The sequence below is a fragment of the Clostridium sp. UBA871 genome, assembly GCF_002295255.1.
GTDB lineage: Bacteria > Bacillota > Clostridia > Clostridiales > Clostridiaceae > Clostridium_J > Clostridium_J sulfidigenes.
Window position 1 is genome coordinate 408,480 of record NZ_DBFV01000011.1, and the last position, 19,773, is coordinate 428,252.

16 protein-coding genes are annotated in these 19,773 nt (G+C 31.1%); 14 read left to right on the top strand and 2 right to left on the bottom strand.

Features of this window, described 5'->3' with window-relative positions; genetic code table 11:
• Nucleotides 1-355: 355 nt before the first annotated feature.
• The 4 genes from B3086_RS15100 to B3086_RS15115 all read left to right on the top strand — a co-directional run bounded on the left by B3086_RS15100 (nucleotide 356) and on the right by B3086_RS15115 (nucleotide 3,490).
• Nucleotides 356-1,246, top strand: a complete 891-nt coding sequence (locus B3086_RS15100; RefSeq protein ID WP_147519035.1) for a YitT family protein — start codon at nucleotides 356-358, stop codon at nucleotides 1,244-1,246.
• A 238-nt stretch (nucleotides 1,247-1,484) separates the two neighbouring features.
• Nucleotides 1,485-1,892 (top strand): helix-turn-helix domain-containing protein, encoded by a 408-nt coding sequence (locus tag B3086_RS15105; RefSeq protein WP_414632295.1) that lies wholly within the window; start codon nucleotides 1,485-1,487, stop codon nucleotides 1,890-1,892.
• A 39-nt stretch (nucleotides 1,893-1,931) separates the two neighbouring features.
• On the top strand, nucleotides 1,932-3,107 hold the full coding sequence (locus B3086_RS15110) for a macrolide family glycosyltransferase (protein WP_346893832.1): 1,176 nt from the start codon (nucleotides 1,932-1,934) through the stop codon (nucleotides 3,105-3,107).
• A gap of 89 nt (nucleotides 3,108-3,196) precedes the next feature.
• A complete protein-coding gene (locus B3086_RS15115; RefSeq protein ID WP_035131288.1) occupies nucleotides 3,197-3,490 on the top strand; it encodes a cysteine-rich small domain-containing protein in 294 nt (97 codons plus the stop codon).
• Between the two features lie 61 nt (nucleotides 3,491-3,551).
• On the opposite strand, the gene B3086_RS15120 is transcribed toward B3086_RS15115, so the two are convergent.
• Nucleotides 3,552-4,103 carry a TetR/AcrR family transcriptional regulator gene (locus tag B3086_RS15120; RefSeq protein ID WP_346847230.1) on the bottom strand — a complete coding sequence of 184 codons (552 nt, stop codon included), beginning with the start codon at nucleotides 4,101-4,103 and terminating at the stop codon, nucleotides 3,552-3,554.
• A gap of 219 nt (nucleotides 4,104-4,322) precedes the next feature.
• Here B3086_RS15120 and B3086_RS15125 point away from each other — a divergent pair, with 219 nt between their 5' ends.
• The 4 genes from B3086_RS15125 to B3086_RS15140 all read left to right on the top strand — a co-directional run bounded on the left by B3086_RS15125 (nucleotide 4,323) and on the right by B3086_RS15140 (nucleotide 10,817).
• Nucleotides 4,323-5,024: an ABC transporter ATP-binding protein gene (locus tag B3086_RS15125; protein WP_346847231.1), complete on the top strand. Its 702-nt coding sequence runs from the start codon at nucleotides 4,323-4,325 to the stop codon at nucleotides 5,022-5,024.
• Nucleotides 5,025-5,034: 10 nt separating this feature from the next.
• Nucleotides 5,035-8,442 (top strand): FtsX-like permease family protein, encoded by a 3,408-nt coding sequence (locus tag B3086_RS15130; protein ID WP_346893834.1) that lies wholly within the window; start codon nucleotides 5,035-5,037, stop codon nucleotides 8,440-8,442.
• Nucleotides 8,443-8,823: 381 nt separating this feature from the next.
• Nucleotides 8,824-10,173: a B12-binding domain-containing radical SAM protein gene (locus B3086_RS15135; protein WP_346893836.1), complete on the top strand. Its 1,350-nt coding sequence runs from the start codon at nucleotides 8,824-8,826 to the stop codon at nucleotides 10,171-10,173.
• Between the two features lie 155 nt (nucleotides 10,174-10,328).
• A complete protein-coding gene (locus B3086_RS15140) occupies nucleotides 10,329-10,817 on the top strand; it encodes a cysteine hydrolase family protein (protein ID WP_346877201.1) in 489 nt (162 codons plus the stop codon).
• Between the two features lie 380 nt (nucleotides 10,818-11,197).
• Here B3086_RS15140 and B3086_RS15145 read toward each other — a convergent pair whose 3' ends face one another.
• Nucleotides 11,198-12,166 carry an AraC family transcriptional regulator gene (locus tag B3086_RS15145; protein WP_346847235.1) on the bottom strand — a complete coding sequence of 323 codons (969 nt, stop codon included), beginning with the start codon at nucleotides 12,164-12,166 and terminating at the stop codon, nucleotides 11,198-11,200.
• A gap of 321 nt (nucleotides 12,167-12,487) precedes the next feature.
• Here B3086_RS15145 and B3086_RS15150 point away from each other — a divergent pair, with 321 nt between their 5' ends.
• From B3086_RS15150 to B3086_RS15175, 6 genes are all read left to right on the top strand, one after another.
• Nucleotides 12,488-13,378 carry an ABC transporter substrate-binding protein gene (locus B3086_RS15150; RefSeq protein WP_346893838.1) on the top strand — a complete coding sequence of 297 codons (891 nt, stop codon included), beginning with the start codon at nucleotides 12,488-12,490 and terminating at the stop codon, nucleotides 13,376-13,378.
• Between the two features lie 811 nt (nucleotides 13,379-14,189).
• Nucleotides 14,190-15,119, top strand: a complete 930-nt coding sequence (locus B3086_RS15155; RefSeq protein WP_346893840.1) for an ABC transporter substrate-binding protein — start codon at nucleotides 14,190-14,192, stop codon at nucleotides 15,117-15,119.
• 25 nt (nucleotides 15,120-15,144) lie between these two features.
• A complete protein-coding gene (locus tag B3086_RS15160) occupies nucleotides 15,145-16,173 on the top strand; it encodes an iron ABC transporter permease (RefSeq protein ID WP_346879450.1) in 1,029 nt (342 codons plus the stop codon).
• Nucleotides 16,170-17,183 (top strand): iron ABC transporter permease, encoded by a 1,014-nt coding sequence (locus tag B3086_RS15165; RefSeq protein WP_346847239.1) that lies wholly within the window; start codon nucleotides 16,170-16,172, stop codon nucleotides 17,181-17,183. The genes B3086_RS15160 and B3086_RS15165 overlap by 4 nt, the downstream gene beginning before the upstream one ends.
• A 10-nt stretch (nucleotides 17,184-17,193) precedes the next feature.
• Nucleotides 17,194-18,024, top strand: a complete 831-nt coding sequence (locus tag B3086_RS15170; RefSeq protein WP_346847240.1) for an ABC transporter ATP-binding protein — start codon at nucleotides 17,194-17,196, stop codon at nucleotides 18,022-18,024.
• Complete coding sequence (locus B3086_RS15175; RefSeq protein WP_346893842.1) at nucleotides 18,021-19,745, top strand: ABC transporter ATP-binding protein; 1,725 nt, start codon at nucleotides 18,021-18,023, stop codon at nucleotides 19,743-19,745. Before B3086_RS15170 ends, B3086_RS15175 begins: the two co-directional genes overlap by 4 nt.
• The last annotated feature ends 28 nt before the right edge of the window (nucleotides 19,746-19,773 follow it).

Genomic DNA, 19,773 nt, shown 5'->3' on the forward strand with positions numbered 1-19,773 from the left:
TTAAAGAATTTTAATAGTTTTAATTTAATTAATACATTTTTAGTACTTTGAGAAATATTAAAGTACCAACTTAATTTAAATAGTTAAAAGGGAGAGCAGGTAAATTTGTGTTTTCACAAATCTATCTACTCTCCTTTTTAAAAGTGTTTTATTACAATTTCTAATTATAAAATAAAATTAATTATTTTATTCTTTAAAATATTAATTGAAATTTTTAAAAAAAGTTAAATTTATCATTTCGAAATATAGGTATTTATGTTAAAATTAATCATGTAAACGATTTTATTATTTATATTATAATAAACTAATCATACTTAAAAATAAATGGTTAGTTTAAAGGTTGAGGAGAGATAAAATGGGGGAAAGGGTAAAATCTTTTATTAAGGAAATACCTATATTAACATTAGGTATGTTTATTGGGGCATTAGCTGTACATTTCTTTTTGATTCCAAGTAAATTAATTGTTGGATCTATTACTGGCTTATCAATAGTAATTAATTTACTTACATCCATTCCATTGCCGGTATTAATTTTTATTATAAATTCATTTTTATTAATTTTATCTTACTTTCTTATTGGGAAAGAATTTGGCATTAAAACTGTATATTCAGCGTTGATTTTGTCACCGCTCCTTGCCATACTAGAAAAGTTATGGCCAATGAGCCAATCATTGATGCAGGATCAGTGGTTAGATCTTATATGTTTTGTGTTGATTTTGAGCTTTTCACAAGCAATTTTATTTAGGCGTAATGCATCAACAGGTGGTCTAGACATTATAGCCAAAATTGTAAACAAATATTTTCACGTTGATTTAGGTTCATCAGTTACTATTGCAGGAGCAATTATTTGTTGTACCGCAATTTTTGTGTATGATGTAAGAACGGTAATCATAGGATTGATTGGAACTTATCTCAATGGATTAATATTAGAGCACTTTATGATAGGATTTAATTCTAGAAAAAGGGTTTGTGTTATCTCTAATGATTATCAGTTAATTCGTAAATTTATAATAGAAGATATGAAGCGTGGAGCAACACTATATCCAATTAAAGGTGGATTAGAAGCTGAGGGCAAGTATGAAATTGAAAGTTTAATGACACGAAATGAATTTTCTTATCTTATGGAATTTATTAAAAAACAACAAATTGATGCATTTATTACCGCGGGAACAGTTAGTGAAATCTACGGTAATCTTGGAATAAAGGGAATCAAAAGTAAACCAAAAGTATTGTTGGAAAATAAATAAAATCATTAATAATTATAGCTATGTAAGTTTAAACTTATGTAGCTATTTTTATATTAATGAGTTCTTATAAACATCTTTTTAGCAAGTAACTCTTCTGTATATCTACTACTTCTAGGAGTAAGGAAGGTTTAATTTCAATATAAATATATACATGAATGTTAATGCTGGTTGATAGACATTGAAGGGTAAGAAAAATATAATAAATATGAAAGGTATGATAAATATGATTAATATAAATTTGAAAAGATTAAGGAAAATCAATCAATATACTCAGGAAGAGGTGGCAGAGAAGATTAATGTTTCTAGGCAAGCTGTTGCTAAATGGGAAAATGGAGAGTCAACTCCAGATATAAATAGTTGTATTGCTCTTGCAAAGTTGTATAACGTTACTATGGATGATTTAGTTAATCATTCAGAAGAAGATTCAGGTGTTGTTGTACCACCTAAGGGAAAACATTTCTTTGGATCCGTTGTGGTTGGAGAACGTGGTCAGATTGTTATTCCTAAAAAAGCTAGGGAGCTATTTAATATTAAGTCTGGTGATAATTTATTAATATTAGGAGATGAAGATAGGGGAATTGCCATTGTACATCAACGTGACCTTATAAATTTTGTAGGACAAATTGGTGTGGTAACTAAGGAGTAATAGTTTTAAGCAGAGGGGTTAAAAGGGGAGAATTATAATATGAGTAAGATAGTATTTTTTTGCATTCCTGCACATGGACATACGAATCCTACTATTGAGGTAGTGCGTGAATTATCATATAGAGGCCATGAAGTATGGTACTATTCCTTTGATGAATTTAAAGAAAAGATTGAAGGAGCAGGTGCAAAATTTATTAGTTGTAATGAGTATCTTCCAGAATTAAAGCCTGGAGATGAGAAAAAAATTGGGAAGGATTTTGCTGCTTTAATTGAGATGATAGCAGATACTACTATAGCTTTAGATGAAAAAGTATGTAGTGAACTTAAAGAGTTTACTCCAGATTGTATTGTATCAGATTCTTTATGTTTTTGGGGTAAGCTATTTGCAGAAAAATTAAATATTACCTATGTATGTTCTACAACAACCTTTGCATTTAATAAGTATACAGCAAAGATGATGAAGAAAGGTTTTAAGGAAGTTATACCTATGATTTTAGGTATGAGTCGTATTAATAAGAAAATAGAGCTTTTACGAAACCATGGATATAATGTTAAGAATTTTATTTCTATAATTCAAAATGATAATGATACAAATACCATTGTATACACTTCAAAGGAGTTTCAACCAATGGTAGAGACTTTTTCAGATAAATATTCCTTTATAGGACCTTCAGTATCTAATATGAAGGCTGAATATAAGGAAAGAAAACGTAAAAAAATATATATTTCCTTGGGAACGGTAAATAACAAAAATATAAAGTTTTATAAAAATTGTATAAAAGCCTTTGAAACTTGTGATTTTGATGTAGTTATGTCAGTTGGAAAAGATACTGTAATTGAAGACTTAGGCTGTATACCAGATAACTTTCAGGTAAGAAATAGTGTTGAACAAATTATAGTGCTTCAAAATACAGATGTATTTATTACTCATTGTGGTATGAATAGTGTTAATGAAAGTTTGTATTATGGAGTCCCTATGGTGTTATACCCACAGCATGAAGAGCAAGGAATGGTAGCAAAACGAGTTGCTGATTTGAAAGCTGGGATCTTTTTAAAAGGTAATAACCCAAAATCTATAAAAGATGGAGTATTACAGGTTATGGATAATGATGATTATAAGAAAAATGCAAATAAATTAGCAAAAGGTTTCAAAAATGCTGGAGGTTCAAAGAAAGCAGCTGATTCTATATTAAAGGTTATAGATGCTATAAATTGACGGTTATAATCACACACTGTATAATAAAATATATAAGATAAATAGTGTAAAAAACTTTACACTAAGGATAAAGGGTAGGGGGAGAAAATATGATAGATAAATATTGGGAAGGTAAGCATTATGCTTTTCATCAAAATAAGGAATGTGAATATTTCCCTTGTCACAAAACTAATAAACCTGAGGAGTTTAATTGCCTATTTTGTTATTGCCCACTTTACGCATTAGCTGATAAATGTGGTGGTAATTTCAAAATTACTGAAGACGGAATAAAGGACTGTAGTGGATGTATGGTTCCACATGTTAAAGATAACTATGGGCTTATAAATAGTAAGTATAGTGAAATTATGAAACTAGTAAAAGAGCAATTAGATAAAGATAAATAGTCAGATAATAAATAAGCTAAAAAGCTANNTAGCTTTTTAGCTTATTTATTTAGTTATAATATTAAGGTCGAAAAGAGATAATACTATTTATAATGTTAACTATTTCTTTAGGAGATTCCTTTAAATCATTGTCTAGCCATGTTTGAACAACTGAAACAACCCCTCCTACAGAGTATTTTATGAAGTAATCTAAAAATTTATCATCTACTTTTGAATCCCTAACTAGCTTATCAATTTTAGATTTGCTTGCTACGTAAATAATACGGTCCATAATGTTGTTTTCCATTTGTTTACTGAATAAAATCTGGCATAATTCTTTGTTTTCTTGAATTAATTCAAGAGCTTTAAGTAATAAAACATCTTTGTATTCTTCAACTGGGGTTTCTTCGATATATTCTAAGATTTGATTAAATAGTTCATCCTCTAATGATTTAAGTAAGTCATAGGTATCTTTATAATGGGTATAAAAAGTTCCTCTATTAATATCTGATTTTTTGCAGATATCAGTAACGGTAACTTCATGAATTTTCTTATGCTTAAGTAAGTCAATTAAGCTTTCTTTTATTATTTTTTTAGTATATAAAATTCTTCTATTTCCTTTAACTCCTGCCATTTAACTCATCCTTTTTTAGTATTTATTAAAGCAATTATTAATTATATGTTATTAAATAAACAAAATTAGTTAAAATGTATATTTAATAACACTATAAAAATATGTGATTATTGTAACTAATCCATATATTATTTATACTTGAATTATAGCATTAACTAAACAAGGTGTCTATTTAATGACATTGAGTATTTAAAGGTAGTATTGATTAGGGAGGGCAACATGTCATACATAGAGATAAAAGATGAATATAAAAGATATAAAGTTGGAGAAACTACCATTTCAGCAAATAATGGTATTAATTTTTCTATAGAAAAGGGAGAGTTTACTATTATTCTAGGACCAAGTGGTGCAGGTAAAACAACTGTGCTCAATATACTTGGAGGAATGGATACTTGTGATGAAGGTGAAATAATTATTGATAACGTTGATATATCTAAGTTTAATAAGAGACAGCTTACTAAGTACAGAAGACATGATGTGGGGTTTGTTTTCCAGTTTTATAATTTAGTTCAAAATTTAACTGCAAAGGAAAATGTGGAATTGGCTACACAAATTTCAAAGGATGCTTTAGATGTTGATAAAACTCTTGAGTTAGTGGGACTTGATCATAGAAAAAACAATTTTCCATCTCAATTATCAGGAGGAGAACAGCAAAGGGTTTCTATAGCAAGGGCTATAGCTAAAAATCCTAAGTTGCTTTTATGTGATGAGCCAACTGGAGCCCTTGATTATAAAACAGGAAAACAGATTTTAAAGACATTACAGGATACATGTAAAAATACAGGGACAACAGTAATTGTTATAACCCATAATTCAGCCCTTGGGCCTATTGCAGATAGAGTTATAAAAATTAGGGATGCAAAGGTTACAAGTGTTGAAGTGAATAAAAATCCTGTTTCAGTTGAAGACATAGAGTGGTAGAGGGTAGAAGATGAAAAATGGAGCATATAAAAAATCAATAATAAGGGAAATATTATCTTCTAAAGCAAGGTTTATATCAATATTTGCTATAATTTTTTTAGGAGTTGCTTTTTACTCTGGAATTAAATCTAGTGGACCAGATTTAAAAGAGTCCATAAATGAATTTTTTAGAGAGCAAAATCTAATGGATAGCAAGATAGTGTCTAGTATAGGTCTTAATGAAAATGATTTAAAGCTACTTGAGAATAAGGATGAAATTTTAGATTACTTTGGAACATTTAGTATAGATGTAAATTTAACTAATATAAATAATGTGGTTAAGTTTATGGAATATAATAAGAAGGACTTTAGTAATATAAATAAATTTATTGTTACAAAAGGGAGATTGCCTGAAAATAGTGGTGAGATAGCTTTAGATGAAAATGCTTTAAAGGAAGATAAAAATTTAAAGATAGGTGATACCTATACCATAGAATCTGATGAAGAGCTAGATAAATATTTTAAGAAGAAAACTTTTAAAATTGTTGGATTTGTACAAAGTCCCATGTATATAGAAAATATATCTAGGGGAACAACTACCGTTGGAAAAGGAAGTGTAGACTATTTTGCAATATTAAATAGCTTAGATATATCCATGGATGTGTATACGGAAGTATATGTACGATTTAAAAATGTAGCTAATCTTGGTGCATATAGTGATGAGTATAAGGATAAGATGGAGGAAAATAATAAGTATCTTAAAAACCTATACTCAAAAAGAGTGGTAGAAAGAATTGAAGAAGTAAAATTAGAGGCAGAAAAGGAGCTTAGTAAGGCTTATAAAAAAATAGAAGATGGTGAAAAAAAACTTGAAGATGCTGAAAAAGAATTAGATGAAGGTAGAGCAAAGCTTATTAATGGTAAAAATCAATATGAAGAGTTTGCAGAAAAGTATCAGCAAGAAATCAAAGCTGGTGAACTGAAATTAATTGAAGGTGAAAGAGAGTTAGATAAGGGTCAGAAGGAACTAGATAAACAAAAAGAGCAATTTTTACAGGGTGAGAAACAACTTGAGGCAGGAAAAATTCAACTTGATAATGCTGAGGAAGGATTTTTAAACCAAGGAATTGATCCAACTAAAAGCACGATAGAGTATGAAAATCAAATAGATAATTTAGAAGTTTTAATAGGGACATACAATACACTTTCTAATGATATGAGAGAAACAGCAAAGAACACTAAAGAAGGTGAAAAAGTTTCAAATGAAAAAATTCAGTATTGGAAAGGTGCTTTATCTAATCCTGATTTAGGATTAGGTGAATTAAGTAACTTAGTAAATAGTTTAGAAAAAGACCCAACTAATATTTCTTTAGTGATTAGTATGGCACAAGGAGTAGAAGGTGCTAGTAAAAGTGCAAGTGAGAATAAGTCTAAGGTAGAAACTTTAGTGGCTGGAATAACTCAGTATCAACAAGGTATAATTGCCTATGAGGAGAAAGTTAAAAGCTTTAATGAGGGCAAGATACAACTTGAAGCAGCTGAAAAGCAATTAGTTATAGGGAAAGAGGAACTTATCAAAGGCAAAAAAGACCTTGAAGAAGGTAAAAAACAAGGACAGTTAGAACTTGATAAGGCTAAGAAGGAACTTGAAGCTTCAGAAAAAAAACTTCTTGATGGAGAGAAGGATATCAAGGAGAACAAAGCAAAACTTGCAGATGGGCGAAAAGAGATAGATGAAGAAAAAGAAAAATTAGGTGATTTGGATAATAGTAAGTATTATTTCTTTGATAGAAATGATAATCCAGGTTATACAACTTACAAAGGATCAATTGATAGCTTAGATAAGATAGCTTCAGTATTTCCTGTGTTTTTCTTTCTAGTTGCAGCACTTATATGCTTAACTACAATGACTAGGATGGTGGAAGAAAATAGAGTGGAAATAGGAACACTAAAGGCTTTAGGATATAAGGATTTAGAAATAGCTAGGAAATTCATAGTTTATGCAGCATTAGCTAGTATTGTTGGTAGTGTTCTTGGAATTGTAGTTGGAAGCAGTATCCTTCCATATATAATTAGTAAAGCTTATTCATCTGCATTTGCATTACCAAAGGTAAAAATAAACTATTATCCATCTTATATAATTCAGTCTTTAGTAGCTTCAATACTTTGTACAGTAGGAGCATCATTAATTGTATTAAAAGAGGAATTAAGAGAAAATCCTTCTGATTTAATGAGAATAAAAGCTCCAAAGGTTGGTAAAAAGATATTATTAGAAAGAATTACACCTTTATGGAAAAGACTGAACTTTAATCAAAAGGTTACCTTTAGAAATCTTTTTAGATATAAGCAAAGGATGTTAATGACAATACTTGGTATATCAGGATGTATGGCTATGCTTGTTGCAGGGATATCTCTTGAAAAATCCAATTCTTCAGTTATGGACATTCAATTTGGGAAATTATTAAAGTATGATGCTATGGTAGTATTTGATGATAATAATAGTAAAAAAGAAGATGAGGAATATGAAAGTAGTTTAAATAACTTAAAAGGATATGAGAGTAGCTTAAATATTCATCAAGATTCAGTAACCTTCATTAAAGAAGGTGTAAGTAAGCAAAGTGCTATTATGTATGTACCAGAAAATATAGATGAGCTAAATAAATATATTTTGTTAAACCATAGAGAAAGTGGAACTAAGTACAAACTATCAGATAGTGGAGTAATTATAAATGAAAAGCTGGCAAATGTTTTAGGGGTATCTGCTTTAGATTATGTAACTTTAACAGATTCGGATAATAATTCTCATAAGGTTAAAGTAGACAATATAGTAGAAAATTATGCTGGACATTATATCTATCTATCGCCATCCTATTATGAAGAGATATTTAAAAGTGCTCCAAAACATAATGCACAATTATTAAAGTTAAATCCTAATAGAGAAGATGATAATAAAATATCTACTACCCTTATGGACAACGATAAGGTAGTAAATGTTACCCTTGCTTCAAAACTAAGAAGCTTAAGCGAATCTGCTGATTTAGGCTTAGTTATGATAGTAATAATAGTTGCTTCTGGAAGTTTGGCATTTGTTGTATTATATAATTTAATTAATATAAATGTATCTGAACGTATAAGAGAGATATCTACCATAAAGGTACTAGGCTTTTATGATAATGAAGTTGCCATGTATATATTTAGAGAAAACATAATACTAACAATATTAGGTATACTTGCAGGGTCAGTTATGGGTAAAATATTATATGTATTTTTAGTGAGTACAGCAGAAATGGATAATATGATGATGATACCAACTGTAGACATGAGCAGTTATGTAATCTCTGGAGTAATTACAATGTTTTTTGCCATATTAGTTATGATAATGATGCATATAAAATTAAAAAATATAAATATGATTGATGCACTAAAATCTATAGAGTAAAGTTTAAATTAAAGGGAGTCGCAAATTGCGGCTCTTTTTTTATCCAAAATGTTAGGTTACTAGTAGTATTTTTTTATCCGATATTTACCAGATCTAATACTCCCACCTTTTTCAAAGTGGGAGTAAAGAACTCTGTTTATGATGTTATCATGAAACTAAATAGATATCCTTAATTGTAAATTGAGATGCAACTCTCAGTTGTAAGACAAAATATATTATCCTAAAGAATAAAAATATATTGAAAAACAATAAAAGCAATGGTATCATATATAAATAAAGAGTGAAATATTGGTAAATTACTACTGGTTTGTTACTCTGTAAAAAGAAAGTAGTAATAGATATTTGTTACTATGATAGCTTTTGAAAAGGAGACAATTTATTGTGAAAATAAAGTTTATTTTACCAGCATTAGAAGAGGCAAAAAGTCCATATTGGAGGCCTATAAAATATTCACTGTTTCCTCCTTTAGGCTTGGCTACTTTAGCATCATTGTGTGATGACTCAGATGAAATAGAAGTAGTTGATGAACATATAGAAGAAATAAATTTAAATGATGAACCTGATTTAGTTTGTATTGAAAGTTATATAACTAATGCTAATAGAGCTTATGAAATTGCAGATTTTTATAGAAAAAGAGGAATAAAGGTTGCCATTGGTGGAATACATGCAACATCATTACCTATAGAGGCTAAGAATCATGCAGATACTGTATTACTTGGTCTTGGAGAAAGAAGTTTTCCAGAGTTTTTAAAGGATTTTAAAGAGGGAAATATTAAGGAGTTTTATGAGCAGGGGGAAGTTTCATTAGATAATCTACCTCTGCCAAGAAGGGATTTATTTAAACAGGAGAAGTACTTAGTTCCAAATTCCATGGTATTTTCAAGAGGGTGTCCTAATAAATGTTCCTTTTGTTATGTTAGTTCATTTTATAAAGGTGGAAAATCTTTTTTTGCATATAAAGTGGACAGGATATTAAAAGAAATAGAAAGTATGAAAGGGAGGCATTTATACTTTCTTGATGATAATATATTTGCAGATAAAAAGTTATCAAGGCAAGTTTTCAAAGAAATGAGGGGAATGAATAGAGTTTTCCAAGGTGCAATAACTGTGGATTCTATTCTTCAAGATGATACAATAGATCTTGCGTATGAGGCTGGATTTAGGAGTGCTTTTATTGGGTTTGAAAGTATTAATAAACAGAACCTAATTCAAGCTAATAAAGGGTCTAACATAGGAAAAGATTATAGTAAAGCAATAAAGAAATTAGATGAATTAGGAATAATGATAAATGGAAGTTTTATTTTTGGACTGGACAGTGATACTTTAGATGTCTTTGATAGAACTACAGAATGGGCTGTTAATAGCGGGATAACCACAGCAACTAATCATATTCTTACTCCTTATCCTGGTACGGGGATATTTAATAAAATGGATGAAGATAAGAGAATTATTACTAAGGACTGGAGATTATACGATACTAGGCATTTAGTATTTAATCACCCTAATATTACAAAAGAAGAAATGGAAAGTGGATATAATAGAGCTTATAAAAATTTTTACAGATGGAGAAATATATATAAGGCATCAAAGGAGCATGAAGAACTTAGAATGAGATTAAAACATTTCACTTATGCAGGTGCATGGAAAAAGTTTGAGCCAGTATGGAATTTTCTAATTAAGAATGAACTTCTTTCAAAGAGTAGAAGTACACTAGTAAGAACATTAAAGTAATTACTATTTAATTTAGGTGGTTTTATTTTTCAAAAAGTTGGGACTATTAATATTTAATGTATTATAATTAAATGGTATATATTTGTTAATTATTAATATAGATTGGAAATATATTTTCGTGGGTAAGATATAAAAATTTAAAGGGGTGTATAAGAATGAAAGCAGCGTTTCTAATAATTGATATGCAAAAGGGATGTTATGACTTTTGTAAATGTCCAAGAGAATTTGATGATGCAGTAGAGTATATAAATGAAGCAGCACGTATGTTTAGGGAAAAAGGATTGCCTGTTGTTAAAGTATTAGATATCGAAGTTGGAGATGGTCCTGGATCTGAGAAGTTTGAATTTGTTGATTCTATTAATGAGAGTACAAATGATATTGTTATACATAAAGAGTATAATAATGCATTTTTCAAGACAGAACTTCATGCAAAGCTTCAAGAACTTGGAGTTGAATTTGTTGTTATAAGTGGATTTGCAGCAGAGTATTGCGTATTATTTTCTTATAATGGAGCAAAAGAGATGGGATATGGAACATCATTACTTCAAAATGGTATTTCAGGAGTTGAATATGAAGAAGTGAAAAAAATGCAACTCTTAAGACCAGTAATTAGTCTTGAGGCATTAGAATATTTTTTAAAGTAAGAAAAGCTTAGTGCCTAGGCACTAAGCAATCCTCAGAACAAAAGCAGATAATCCAAAGCTTTGATTTGGTGTAAGTCACTTTGGCAGCGTGCTTATTTTGTTTTAGAACTATTGGATTAGATATATGCTGTAAACTATGATTCTTAGAGAAAGTGCTAATCTTTGTGGTATGGAGCACTTTTTCTATTGTATAGAACTCATACATTGAGATATAGTCAGATGGATGTATAAGACCCTTGGCATCCATCATGAAACCCTCGACAATACAGAAATGTGTTGTAGAGGGTTATTTATCTTTTAGAATAAATAATAATGAACAGTATCATAAATAAATGATATTTATAGCAGTAACCATTGATATTACATAGTTAAGGTTGTGTTTATAAGTTAAAAGATTTTCTAAAATCACTAGGAGTAATTCCATGAATATCTTTAAATGCAGCGGCAAATTTAGCTGGATTTTTGTAGCCACATAGTTCAGATATGCCACGAATACTTAGATGGTCAGCAGATAAGAGCTGCATGGCTCTTTTCATGGTTTCTATTCGAATATATTTATAAAGAGGAATTCCATAATGATTTTTAAAAGATTCGCGAAGTTTACTTTCGCTCATTTCAGCTATTCTGCATAGTTCAATTGTATCTGGAGTATTTAAAATATCTTCATCAATCTTAGTCTTAACTTGATAAATCTTCTGCTCATTTTCCCAAGTAATGTAGTGGCGGCGGCTGCTTCTTCTTTTCGGGATATCAGGAAAGTTTCTAGTGATTGCAGACAAAAGATGCAAAGTCATCCCCTCAAAAGCAAGTAAAGGCATGTCTGTATTTCTTACAGCCCATCTAATTTGCTCTAAAATAAGCATTATATCAGGAGTGTTGTAATGTTGGGTTTTCCAGAGCTTCGCATCACCAACACTAATTTTAGGTGCATTAGTACGTTCTTTAAGAAAGGGTTTTATAAAATCATCAAAAATTAAAACACTGGTAAAACAATAGTGTACGTCTTTAGAGAAAGTAAAAGTAAATGGTTTTTGAGGATTAATAATTAAATTAGTGATTGGAGGAAGAGTTTGCCTCTTTTTCCCTTGATGTGAATAGACTATTTCTCCACAGTCAACACAAAAGATAATCATAAAAGGCTTACTTGAATTTATTGTATGTACTATCTGTTCACTTGGAGTAAACCAAGCACTTGAAACAAATAATCCCTTAGCAGCATTTATTTCTGCAATCCATCCATTTGACCAATGAGGAGGAAAATCATAAATATGTCCATTACCATAAGGCCTTTTAACAAAATTATATTTATCTGCTAAAGCACTCCAAGAAGAATCATTATATTCATCCATAAAATTTTTACCCCTCTCTTTTTTGATTTAAAGTAACAATATTATAGCATCATTTGAGAAGTGTTTTCAATAAGAACATAATCCGTTTTATTTAAATTACAATCCATAATAACGAGAAATATTTTCATTTAGCCCTTATAAAACAATAAGTTACTCTTATTTTAATAGAAAATCACTTCTGAAAAGGGGGTTTTTAAGCGATTGACAGTGGAATTTATAAATGCTACGCTTTTAAAAGTTAGACTAGTCTTACATTTGTATATAACGCAGGTGCTAGCGGTATTAGATTAATATAAGATATTTATAAGGGAGAGATATAAAATGAAGAAATTTTTATCACTATTCTGTACAGCATTTATGGCTACTTTAATTTTAGCTGGTTGTTCTTCATCTAAGGATACTACTAAAGAAGAAGCTGTTCGTACTGTAAGTACTGTAAGAGGAGATATTGAGGTTCCTGCTAATCCAGAAAGAGTTATTGCTACTTATGGAATGGGTGACATTTTGGAATTAGGAGTTAAACCAGTAGCTACTTATGATGCAAATGGGAGTGCTTATGAAAAGGAAGTAGAAGACTTACCAGTATGGGAAAACTTTGAACCAGAGGAAATAATGCAATATGATCCAGATCTTATTCTTGTTGTAAACGAAGAAAAGATTGAGGAGTTTTCTAAAATTGCCCCTACAATTTATATTCCTTTCAGTACTCTTAGTATGGAGGAGAGAATAACATTTTTAGGGGAGGTTCTTAATAAAAAGGAAGAGGCATCAAAGGTGCTATTTGATTTTAAAGAAAAAATAAATGATGCAAAGGAACAATTAGTTTCTAAAGAAATTATGGATAAGAAATTCAGTATTTTTGAGAGTAGCCCAAATGGAGGTATTTGGGTGTATGGTGATAAATGGGGACGTGGAGGCGACCTAATTTACAGTCATTTCGGATTTAGAGCACCAGATGTCATACAGAGTGAAATTATAGGAAAAGATCAATATAGAGAGGTTTCTCTTGAATCAATTAAGGATTACGCTGGAGATTATATAATATTTAGTGGAGAGATAGGGGAATTAGAGGATAATCCAGTTTGGAAATCAATTCCCGCTGTTAAGGCAGGACATGTTATACCTATTGATTTTACACTGTTTTATGATATTGATATTTACTCAACGGGGGTACAGTTAAATTATATTATGGATAAATTACTAGAAAATTAATAAAAATAAATTAAGCTATAATATTCATGTAAAGAGATAGGAATTCTCTAATAAATTTTATAGCTTAATAATACAAGGGGCTGTATCAAAATAAATTTTGATCCTAGCCGATAAAAAAGGTGGATTCAGTAATTTGAATCCACCTTTTTGCACATAATAATTACATGAAAAAGATTATTAGTCTAAAACAGATGTAGACACAACTTTCATGAATATGAAAGAAGATCATATGAAAGATCTGACCAACTTACTTTAATTCCTTTTTTAGACGAACTAGAATCCAATATAGGAAAGAGATGTAAATCGATAACAGCTGACGCCGGATAAGAAAGTGAAGAAAATTATAAATATTTAGAAAGTGAAAAAAGAAGCCGTATCAAGATTGATTTATGAAATCAATCTGATACAGCTCTTTAATTTTTTATAAGTTAAAATATTTTCTAAATAACAAGGAGTAATTCTATGGATATCTTTAAAGGCAGCAACAAATTTTGCTGGATTTTTATATTAGCATAGTTCAGATATACTACGAATACTTAGATTGTTGGCAGATAAGAGTTGAAAAACATAATCCATTTTATTTAAATTACAATCCATAATGATGAGAAGTATTTTCATTTAACTCTTATAAAACAATAAGTTACTCTTATTTTAATAGAAAATGACTTCTGAAAAGGGGTTTTTTAAGCGATTGACAGTGGAATTTATAAATGCTACGATTTAAAAAGTTAGACTAGTCTTACATTTATATATAACGCAGGTGTTAGCGTTATTAGATTAATATAAAATATTTATAAGGGAGAGGTATAAAATGAAAAAACTATTGTCATTATTTTGTGCAATATGTATGACTACTGTGATTTTTGCTGGTTGTTCTTCATCTAAGGATACTGCTAAAGAAGAAGCTGTTCGTACTATATCTACTGTAAAAGGGGATATTGAAGTTCCTGCTAATCCTAAGCGTGTTATTGCTAATTGGTATGTTGGAGATGTTATTACTTTGGGATTAAATTTAGTTGGATATAATGCTTGGGAACAAGAAAGTATGCCTTTTTATGATACTCTTAAAGCTTCTACAAAAATTGAAAAGTGGGAGCCTGAAGAAGTTATGAATTTAGAACCAGATCTTATTATTACATATGATGAGGCAGACTTTGATAAATTCAGTAAAATAGCTCCAGTTCTTGTTATTCCAGAAGGAGATATGGATTCTCTTGAACGTATAAAAACCATAGGAGAAGCTACAGGACGTAAGGCTGAAGCAGAGAAGGCGGTTTCTAACTTTGAAGAAAAACTTGCGGATGTGAAGAAAACTTTTAAAGGTGATACATTTGAAGGTAAAACTTTCAGTATTTTGGAAGATTGGGGAGCTACTGGTGAGTGGAGCGGTATATATTATGAGACAGGCTCTAGAGGTGGTACTTTAGTATATGAATATCTTGGACTTAAATATCCAGACAAGCTTAAAGAACTTATAGAAAAATCAGGAGAAGGACGTGGACATATAAGTTATGAAGTAGCCAATGAGTATTTTGGAGATTATATACTATGGTGTAGACAGGAAGGTAAGGAATCTGATTATGCAAAAACAGATATTTGGAAGAGTATCCCTGCAGTTAAAGAGGGAAGGGTTATAGAAATTCCAGCAAAGTATCAAGGACTTTTCTTTTATTCTGATGTTACAAGTCTTACTGAACAACTTGACTATATGGTTAATGCAATAAATTCATTAGCTAAATAATTCTAATTGAGAAAGGAAAATAAATATGCAAAATACCTATAATAAAAAGCGACAATTAGGGGCTTTGAATTTTACAATCTATATGATTACAGGGGTGGTTTTGCTGGTGATTATGTCAGCAGCATCAATTTCTTTTGGTGCTGCTGATATGAATTTGTCTACGGCTTGGGGAGCCATTTTTAATTTTGACTCTTCTTTAACTGAACACCAGATTATTCAAACTCTCCGGCTTCCTCGTATAGCAGCTAATATAATTGTCGGGTCAAGCCTTTCCATATGTGGTGCTATAATGCAGGGAACCACAAGAAATCCTCTTGCTGATTCTGGACTTATGGGTATAAGTAGTGGTGCTTCTTTTGCTATAGCTTTTTGTATGACATTTTTACCTGGTGGAAGTTATGGACAGATGATGATTTTTGCATGTACTGGTGCAGCTGTTACTACAGGTATGACTTATTTTATTGCGTCTATTGGCAGAGGAGGCATGAAACCACAGAGACTTGTTTTAGCAGGTATTTCTATATCAATGCTATTTGGTGCTTTTAGCCAATATCTTTCTATTAAATATAGACTTGGGCATGCTTTAGCTTATTGGACTGCTGGAGGAACAGCAGGTGCTAAATGGAGTGAACTTGCTATAGTTTTCCCATTCTTTATTGTGGGCATAATTACAGCTCTTATTATATCACCTTCAATTACTCTTTTAAATCTTGGAGATGATGCAGCTATAGGTCTTGGACTTAATACTAAGAAGGTTAAAGCTATTTCTACTGTAGTTGTTTTAATACTTACAGGGCTTTCTGTAATTGTTGTTGGACCTGTTGGTTTTATAGGATTAATAGTACCTCATATTGTCCGCTACCTTATAGGCGTAGATTATAGATACATAATTCCAGCTTCAGGATTATATGGAGCTTTGATTACTGTGGCAGCAGATTTAGTTGGAAGGCTTATTAATAAGCCTTATGAGACTCCCATTGGAATTATTTTTGCTGTAATAGGGGTTCCGTATTTTCTTTATCTTACAAGGAAGCAAAGGAGGGAATTCCAATGAAGAAAAAGGGTTACTCAGTTTCACGTGGCTTAACTATTATTTTAGTACTTACCATTGTGCTGTTATTTGTAGCGGTAATAAGTGTGAACTCAGGTAAAATGAATCTATCTCCTTCAGAAGTCTTTAATGTTCTTCTTGGAAAAGGTACAGCTAAACAAAATCTTATAGTATATGATTTTCGTCTTCCTCGTATTGTATTAACTATTCTTGTAGGTATTGGTATGGGAACAGCTGGATGTGTAATGCAGAGTTTACTTCGCAATGATATGGCTAGTCCTGGAACTTTGGGAATAAGTTCGGGTTCAGGATTATTTGTATTATTGTTTATAGTTATTTTTAAGGTAGATAGTGTATCTTCAGCTATTGCTCTCCCACTTTTAGCTTTTATAGGTGGAATGACAGCAGCAGTGCTTATATTTTTACTTTCATATAAAAGAGGAAAAAGCATATCACCTACAGGATTAATTTTGACAGGTGTAGCTGTTGGAAGTGGATATAGTGCTATTACTATGATGCTTACTTTAAAGTTAGATGAGAAACAGATGGATTTTATTCAAAGATGGAGTGCAGGAAGTCTTTGGGGAGACAATTGGACGTATATTTCTATTCTTGCACCTTGGATATTGATTCTATTTTTATATGTACTTTATAAATCTCGTACTTTGAATACTTTAAACCTTGGTAATCAAACTGCAACAGGATTAGGAGTAGCAGTAAAGAGAGAATTCATAGGTCTAGCTGTAGCAGCTGTTGCTCTATCGTCAGGCAGCGTGGCCTTAGGTGGAAACTTCTTTTTTGTTGGAATGATTTCTCCACATATGGCGAGAAAGTTTGTAGGCTCAAATCATAAATTATTGATTCCTACCGCATCTCTAGTAGGCTCAATAATTATTCTATTATCAGACACTATTACTAGAACTATAAGTCTTGGAACCGATGTTCCTACAGGAATTATTATTACTGTATTAACTACACCGTACTTCTTATATTTATTAGTAAAGTCAAATTAAGGAGGTTTGTATGAAAAGTATTGAAACTAAAAATTTAGATATAGCTTATGATGATACTCTCATTGTAAGGGAATTAAATATGCAGATACCAGAGGGAAAGATAACTTCTATTATAGGAGCAAATGGATGCGGTAAATCAACTATTTTAAAAGCAGTTGGACGTATATTAAAGCCTAAAAAGGGTGTAGTACATCTAAGTGGACAAGATATAAGTAAATTGCCTACAAAAGAAATAGCCAAAAAGATGGCAATACTTCCTCAAACTCCTACTGCACCAAGTGGACTTACTGTAGGTGAGTTAGTTGCATATGGACGTTTCCCTCATCAAAAAGGTTTTGGAAATCTCACAGAAGAAGATAAAAGAATTGTTAAATGGGCTTTAACTGCAACTAAGTTAAGTGAGTTTGAGAGAAGAGAAGTTGATGCTTTATCAGGAGGGCAAAGACAGAGAGTTTGGATTGCTATGGCTCTAGCACAGCAAACTGATTTAATTTTATTAGATGAACCTACTACTTACCTTGATCTTGCTCACCAATTAGAGGTTTTAAAGCTTTTATATGAGCTTAACCGTAATCAAAAGTGTACTATTGTTATGGTACTTCATGATTTAAATCTTGCTGCAAGATTTTCTGATTATATTATTGCTATTCAAAAAGGCGCTATCATAAAACATGGAACTCCTGAGGAAGTTATGACTCCAGAGGTCCTTAGAAAAACCTTCAATATCAATGCTGATGTTGTTATTGAACCTAAGAGTAATCGTCCAGTATGTATTACCTATGATATTGTAGATGAAAATGAGGATGTAGAGTTGAAGGAAAAGGAGGCAGTGGGCATATGAGAACTACCTTACGTATTTTTATGGGAGCCAGAAAATATTGGATTTATTTGATATTAGCATTAATAGCCGTTATTATTTCCACCATAGCAGGATTTTATAATCCATGGGCCCTAAGAGAGCTTACAAGTATAGCAACAGAAGGAAGCGCTGATTTTGGAGCCCAATCTTTACGAATAGGATTGATGCTTTTAGTTGCAACTGTACTTCAATCAGCTGGAAGTTCTATTTCAGGATATTTAAACCATCATGCAGCTTTACATTATGTTGCAGATATGAGAACAGAACTTTACTCTAAGCTTCAACATATGGGGCTTAAGTATTTTAATAAAAGTCGTACAGGAGATTTAACTAGCAGAGTTATTAATGATGTTATGGAGGTAGAGATTCTTTTAGCTCACGTAATTCCTGATTTTGTTGTTAATATATTGACTTTCGTAGGTGTTGGGGTATTATTATTTTCTATTAATGTAAAGTTGGCTTTTTTAAGTCTTGTTACTATTCCTTTTCTTATTATGATTACTCTTTGGCAGAGTAATCATCTTTCTCCTATATGGAAGCAGAATTCTATGGTTAGGGGAGAACTTTCTGGTACTGTTCAAGATAATTTTTCTGGAATTAAAGAAATACAGATATTCAATCAACAGGAAAGAGAAGAAAAAAGGATTAAGAACCTTTCTATAAAACATAGTAAAGCATACTTAAAGGCAAGCTTCTTTTTTGAAACCACTTTTCCACTTCTTGCATTTTTCACTGCTCTAGGTTCTGTTATAGTTATAATATTTGGTGGATTTATGGTTTCAAGAGGAGAAATTAACATTGGAGATATTGTAGGATTTTCTATGTATCTTGGTATGTTTTATGGACCTATAAAGAGTTTTTCAAGACTTATGGAAATGTCAGGTACCGCACTTGCAGGGTGTAGACGCGTTTTTGAGGTTATGGATGAAGTTACAGATGTTAAAGAGAAAGTTAATGCAAAGAAAATGTATAAGGTTAAAGGAGAAATTGACTTTAAGGAAGTTTCTTTCTCTTACAATGATGAAGTAAACATTTTGCAAAATATAAATTTAAAAGTAAATCCAGGAGAAACTGTAGCTTTTGTTGGGGCAACTGGAGTGGGCAAAACCACAATAGCCAGTCTTTTAAACCGCTTTTATGATCCTCAGAATGGAGGTATTTTAATTGATGGAATAGATATTAAAAATGTAACTTTAAAGAGTCTTAGAGATAATATAAGCATGGTTTTACAGGACACCTTTTTATTTAACGGAACAATTTATGAAAACATTGTTTATGGCTGGAAAGAAGCTACTAGGGAGCAGGTTCTTAAGGCTTCAAAGGCGGCTAATGCTCATGATTTTGTTGAAAACTTAGAAGATGGTTATGATACCATAATAGGAGAGCGTGGAGTACGTCTTTCTGGAGGACAGAAACAGAGGATTTCCATAGCTAGAGCAATCCTTAGAAATTCACCTATTCTTATTTTGGATGAAGCTACATCAGCTCTTGATACAAAAACAGAGAAAGAAATCCAAGCTGCATTAGATGAAATTTCAAAAGATAGAACAACTATAGTAATTGCCCATAGATTATCAACTATCCGTAATGCAGATAAAATTGTAGTTCTAGAAGGAACAGGCATTAAAGAAACGGGAACCCATGATGAGCTGATTCGTTATGGAGGAACTTATGCTATGCTATATAGAAGTCAGGTATCTTAAATGTAAAAAAATAACGATTTAAAATTGC

Bases quoted from the DNA above. Each gene is read 5' to 3' on its own strand.
- B3086_RS15100 (WP_147519035.1), top strand. From the start codon at position 356: ATGGGGGAAAGGGTAAAATCTTTTATTAAGGAAATACCTATATTAACA.
- B3086_RS15110 (WP_346893832.1), top strand. From the start codon at position 1,932: ATGAGTAAGATAGTATTTTTTTGCATTCCTGCACATGGACATACGAAT.
- B3086_RS15115 (WP_035131288.1), top strand. From the start codon at position 3,197: ATGATAGATAAATATTGGGAAGGTAAGCATTATGCTTTTCATCAAAAT.
- B3086_RS15120 (WP_346847230.1), bottom strand. From the start codon at position 4,103: ATGGCAGGAGTTAAAGGAAATAGAAGAATTTTATATACTAAAAAAATA.
- B3086_RS15125 (WP_346847231.1), top strand. From the start codon at position 4,323: ATGTCATACATAGAGATAAAAGATGAATATAAAAGATATAAAGTTGGA.
- B3086_RS15130 (WP_346893834.1), top strand. From the start codon at position 5,035: ATGAAAAATGGAGCATATAAAAAATCAATAATAAGGGAAATATTATCT.
- B3086_RS15140 (WP_346877201.1), top strand. From the start codon at position 10,329: ATGAAAGCAGCGTTTCTAATAATTGATATGCAAAAGGGATGTTATGAC.
- B3086_RS15145 (WP_346847235.1), bottom strand. From the start codon at position 12,166: ATGGATGAATATAATGATTCTTCTTGGAGTGCTTTAGCAGATAAATAT.
- B3086_RS15150 (WP_346893838.1), top strand. From the start codon at position 12,488: ATGAAGAAATTTTTATCACTATTCTGTACAGCATTTATGGCTACTTTA.
- B3086_RS15155 (WP_346893840.1), top strand. From the start codon at position 14,190: ATGAAAAAACTATTGTCATTATTTTGTGCAATATGTATGACTACTGTG.
- B3086_RS15160 (WP_346879450.1), top strand. From the start codon at position 15,145: ATGCAAAATACCTATAATAAAAAGCGACAATTAGGGGCTTTGAATTTT.
- B3086_RS15165 (WP_346847239.1), top strand. From the start codon at position 16,170: ATGAAGAAAAAGGGTTACTCAGTTTCACGTGGCTTAACTATTATTTTA.
- B3086_RS15170 (WP_346847240.1), top strand. From the start codon at position 17,194: ATGAAAAGTATTGAAACTAAAAATTTAGATATAGCTTATGATGATACT.
- B3086_RS15175 (WP_346893842.1), top strand. From the start codon at position 18,021: ATGAGAACTACCTTACGTATTTTTATGGGAGCCAGAAAATATTGGATT.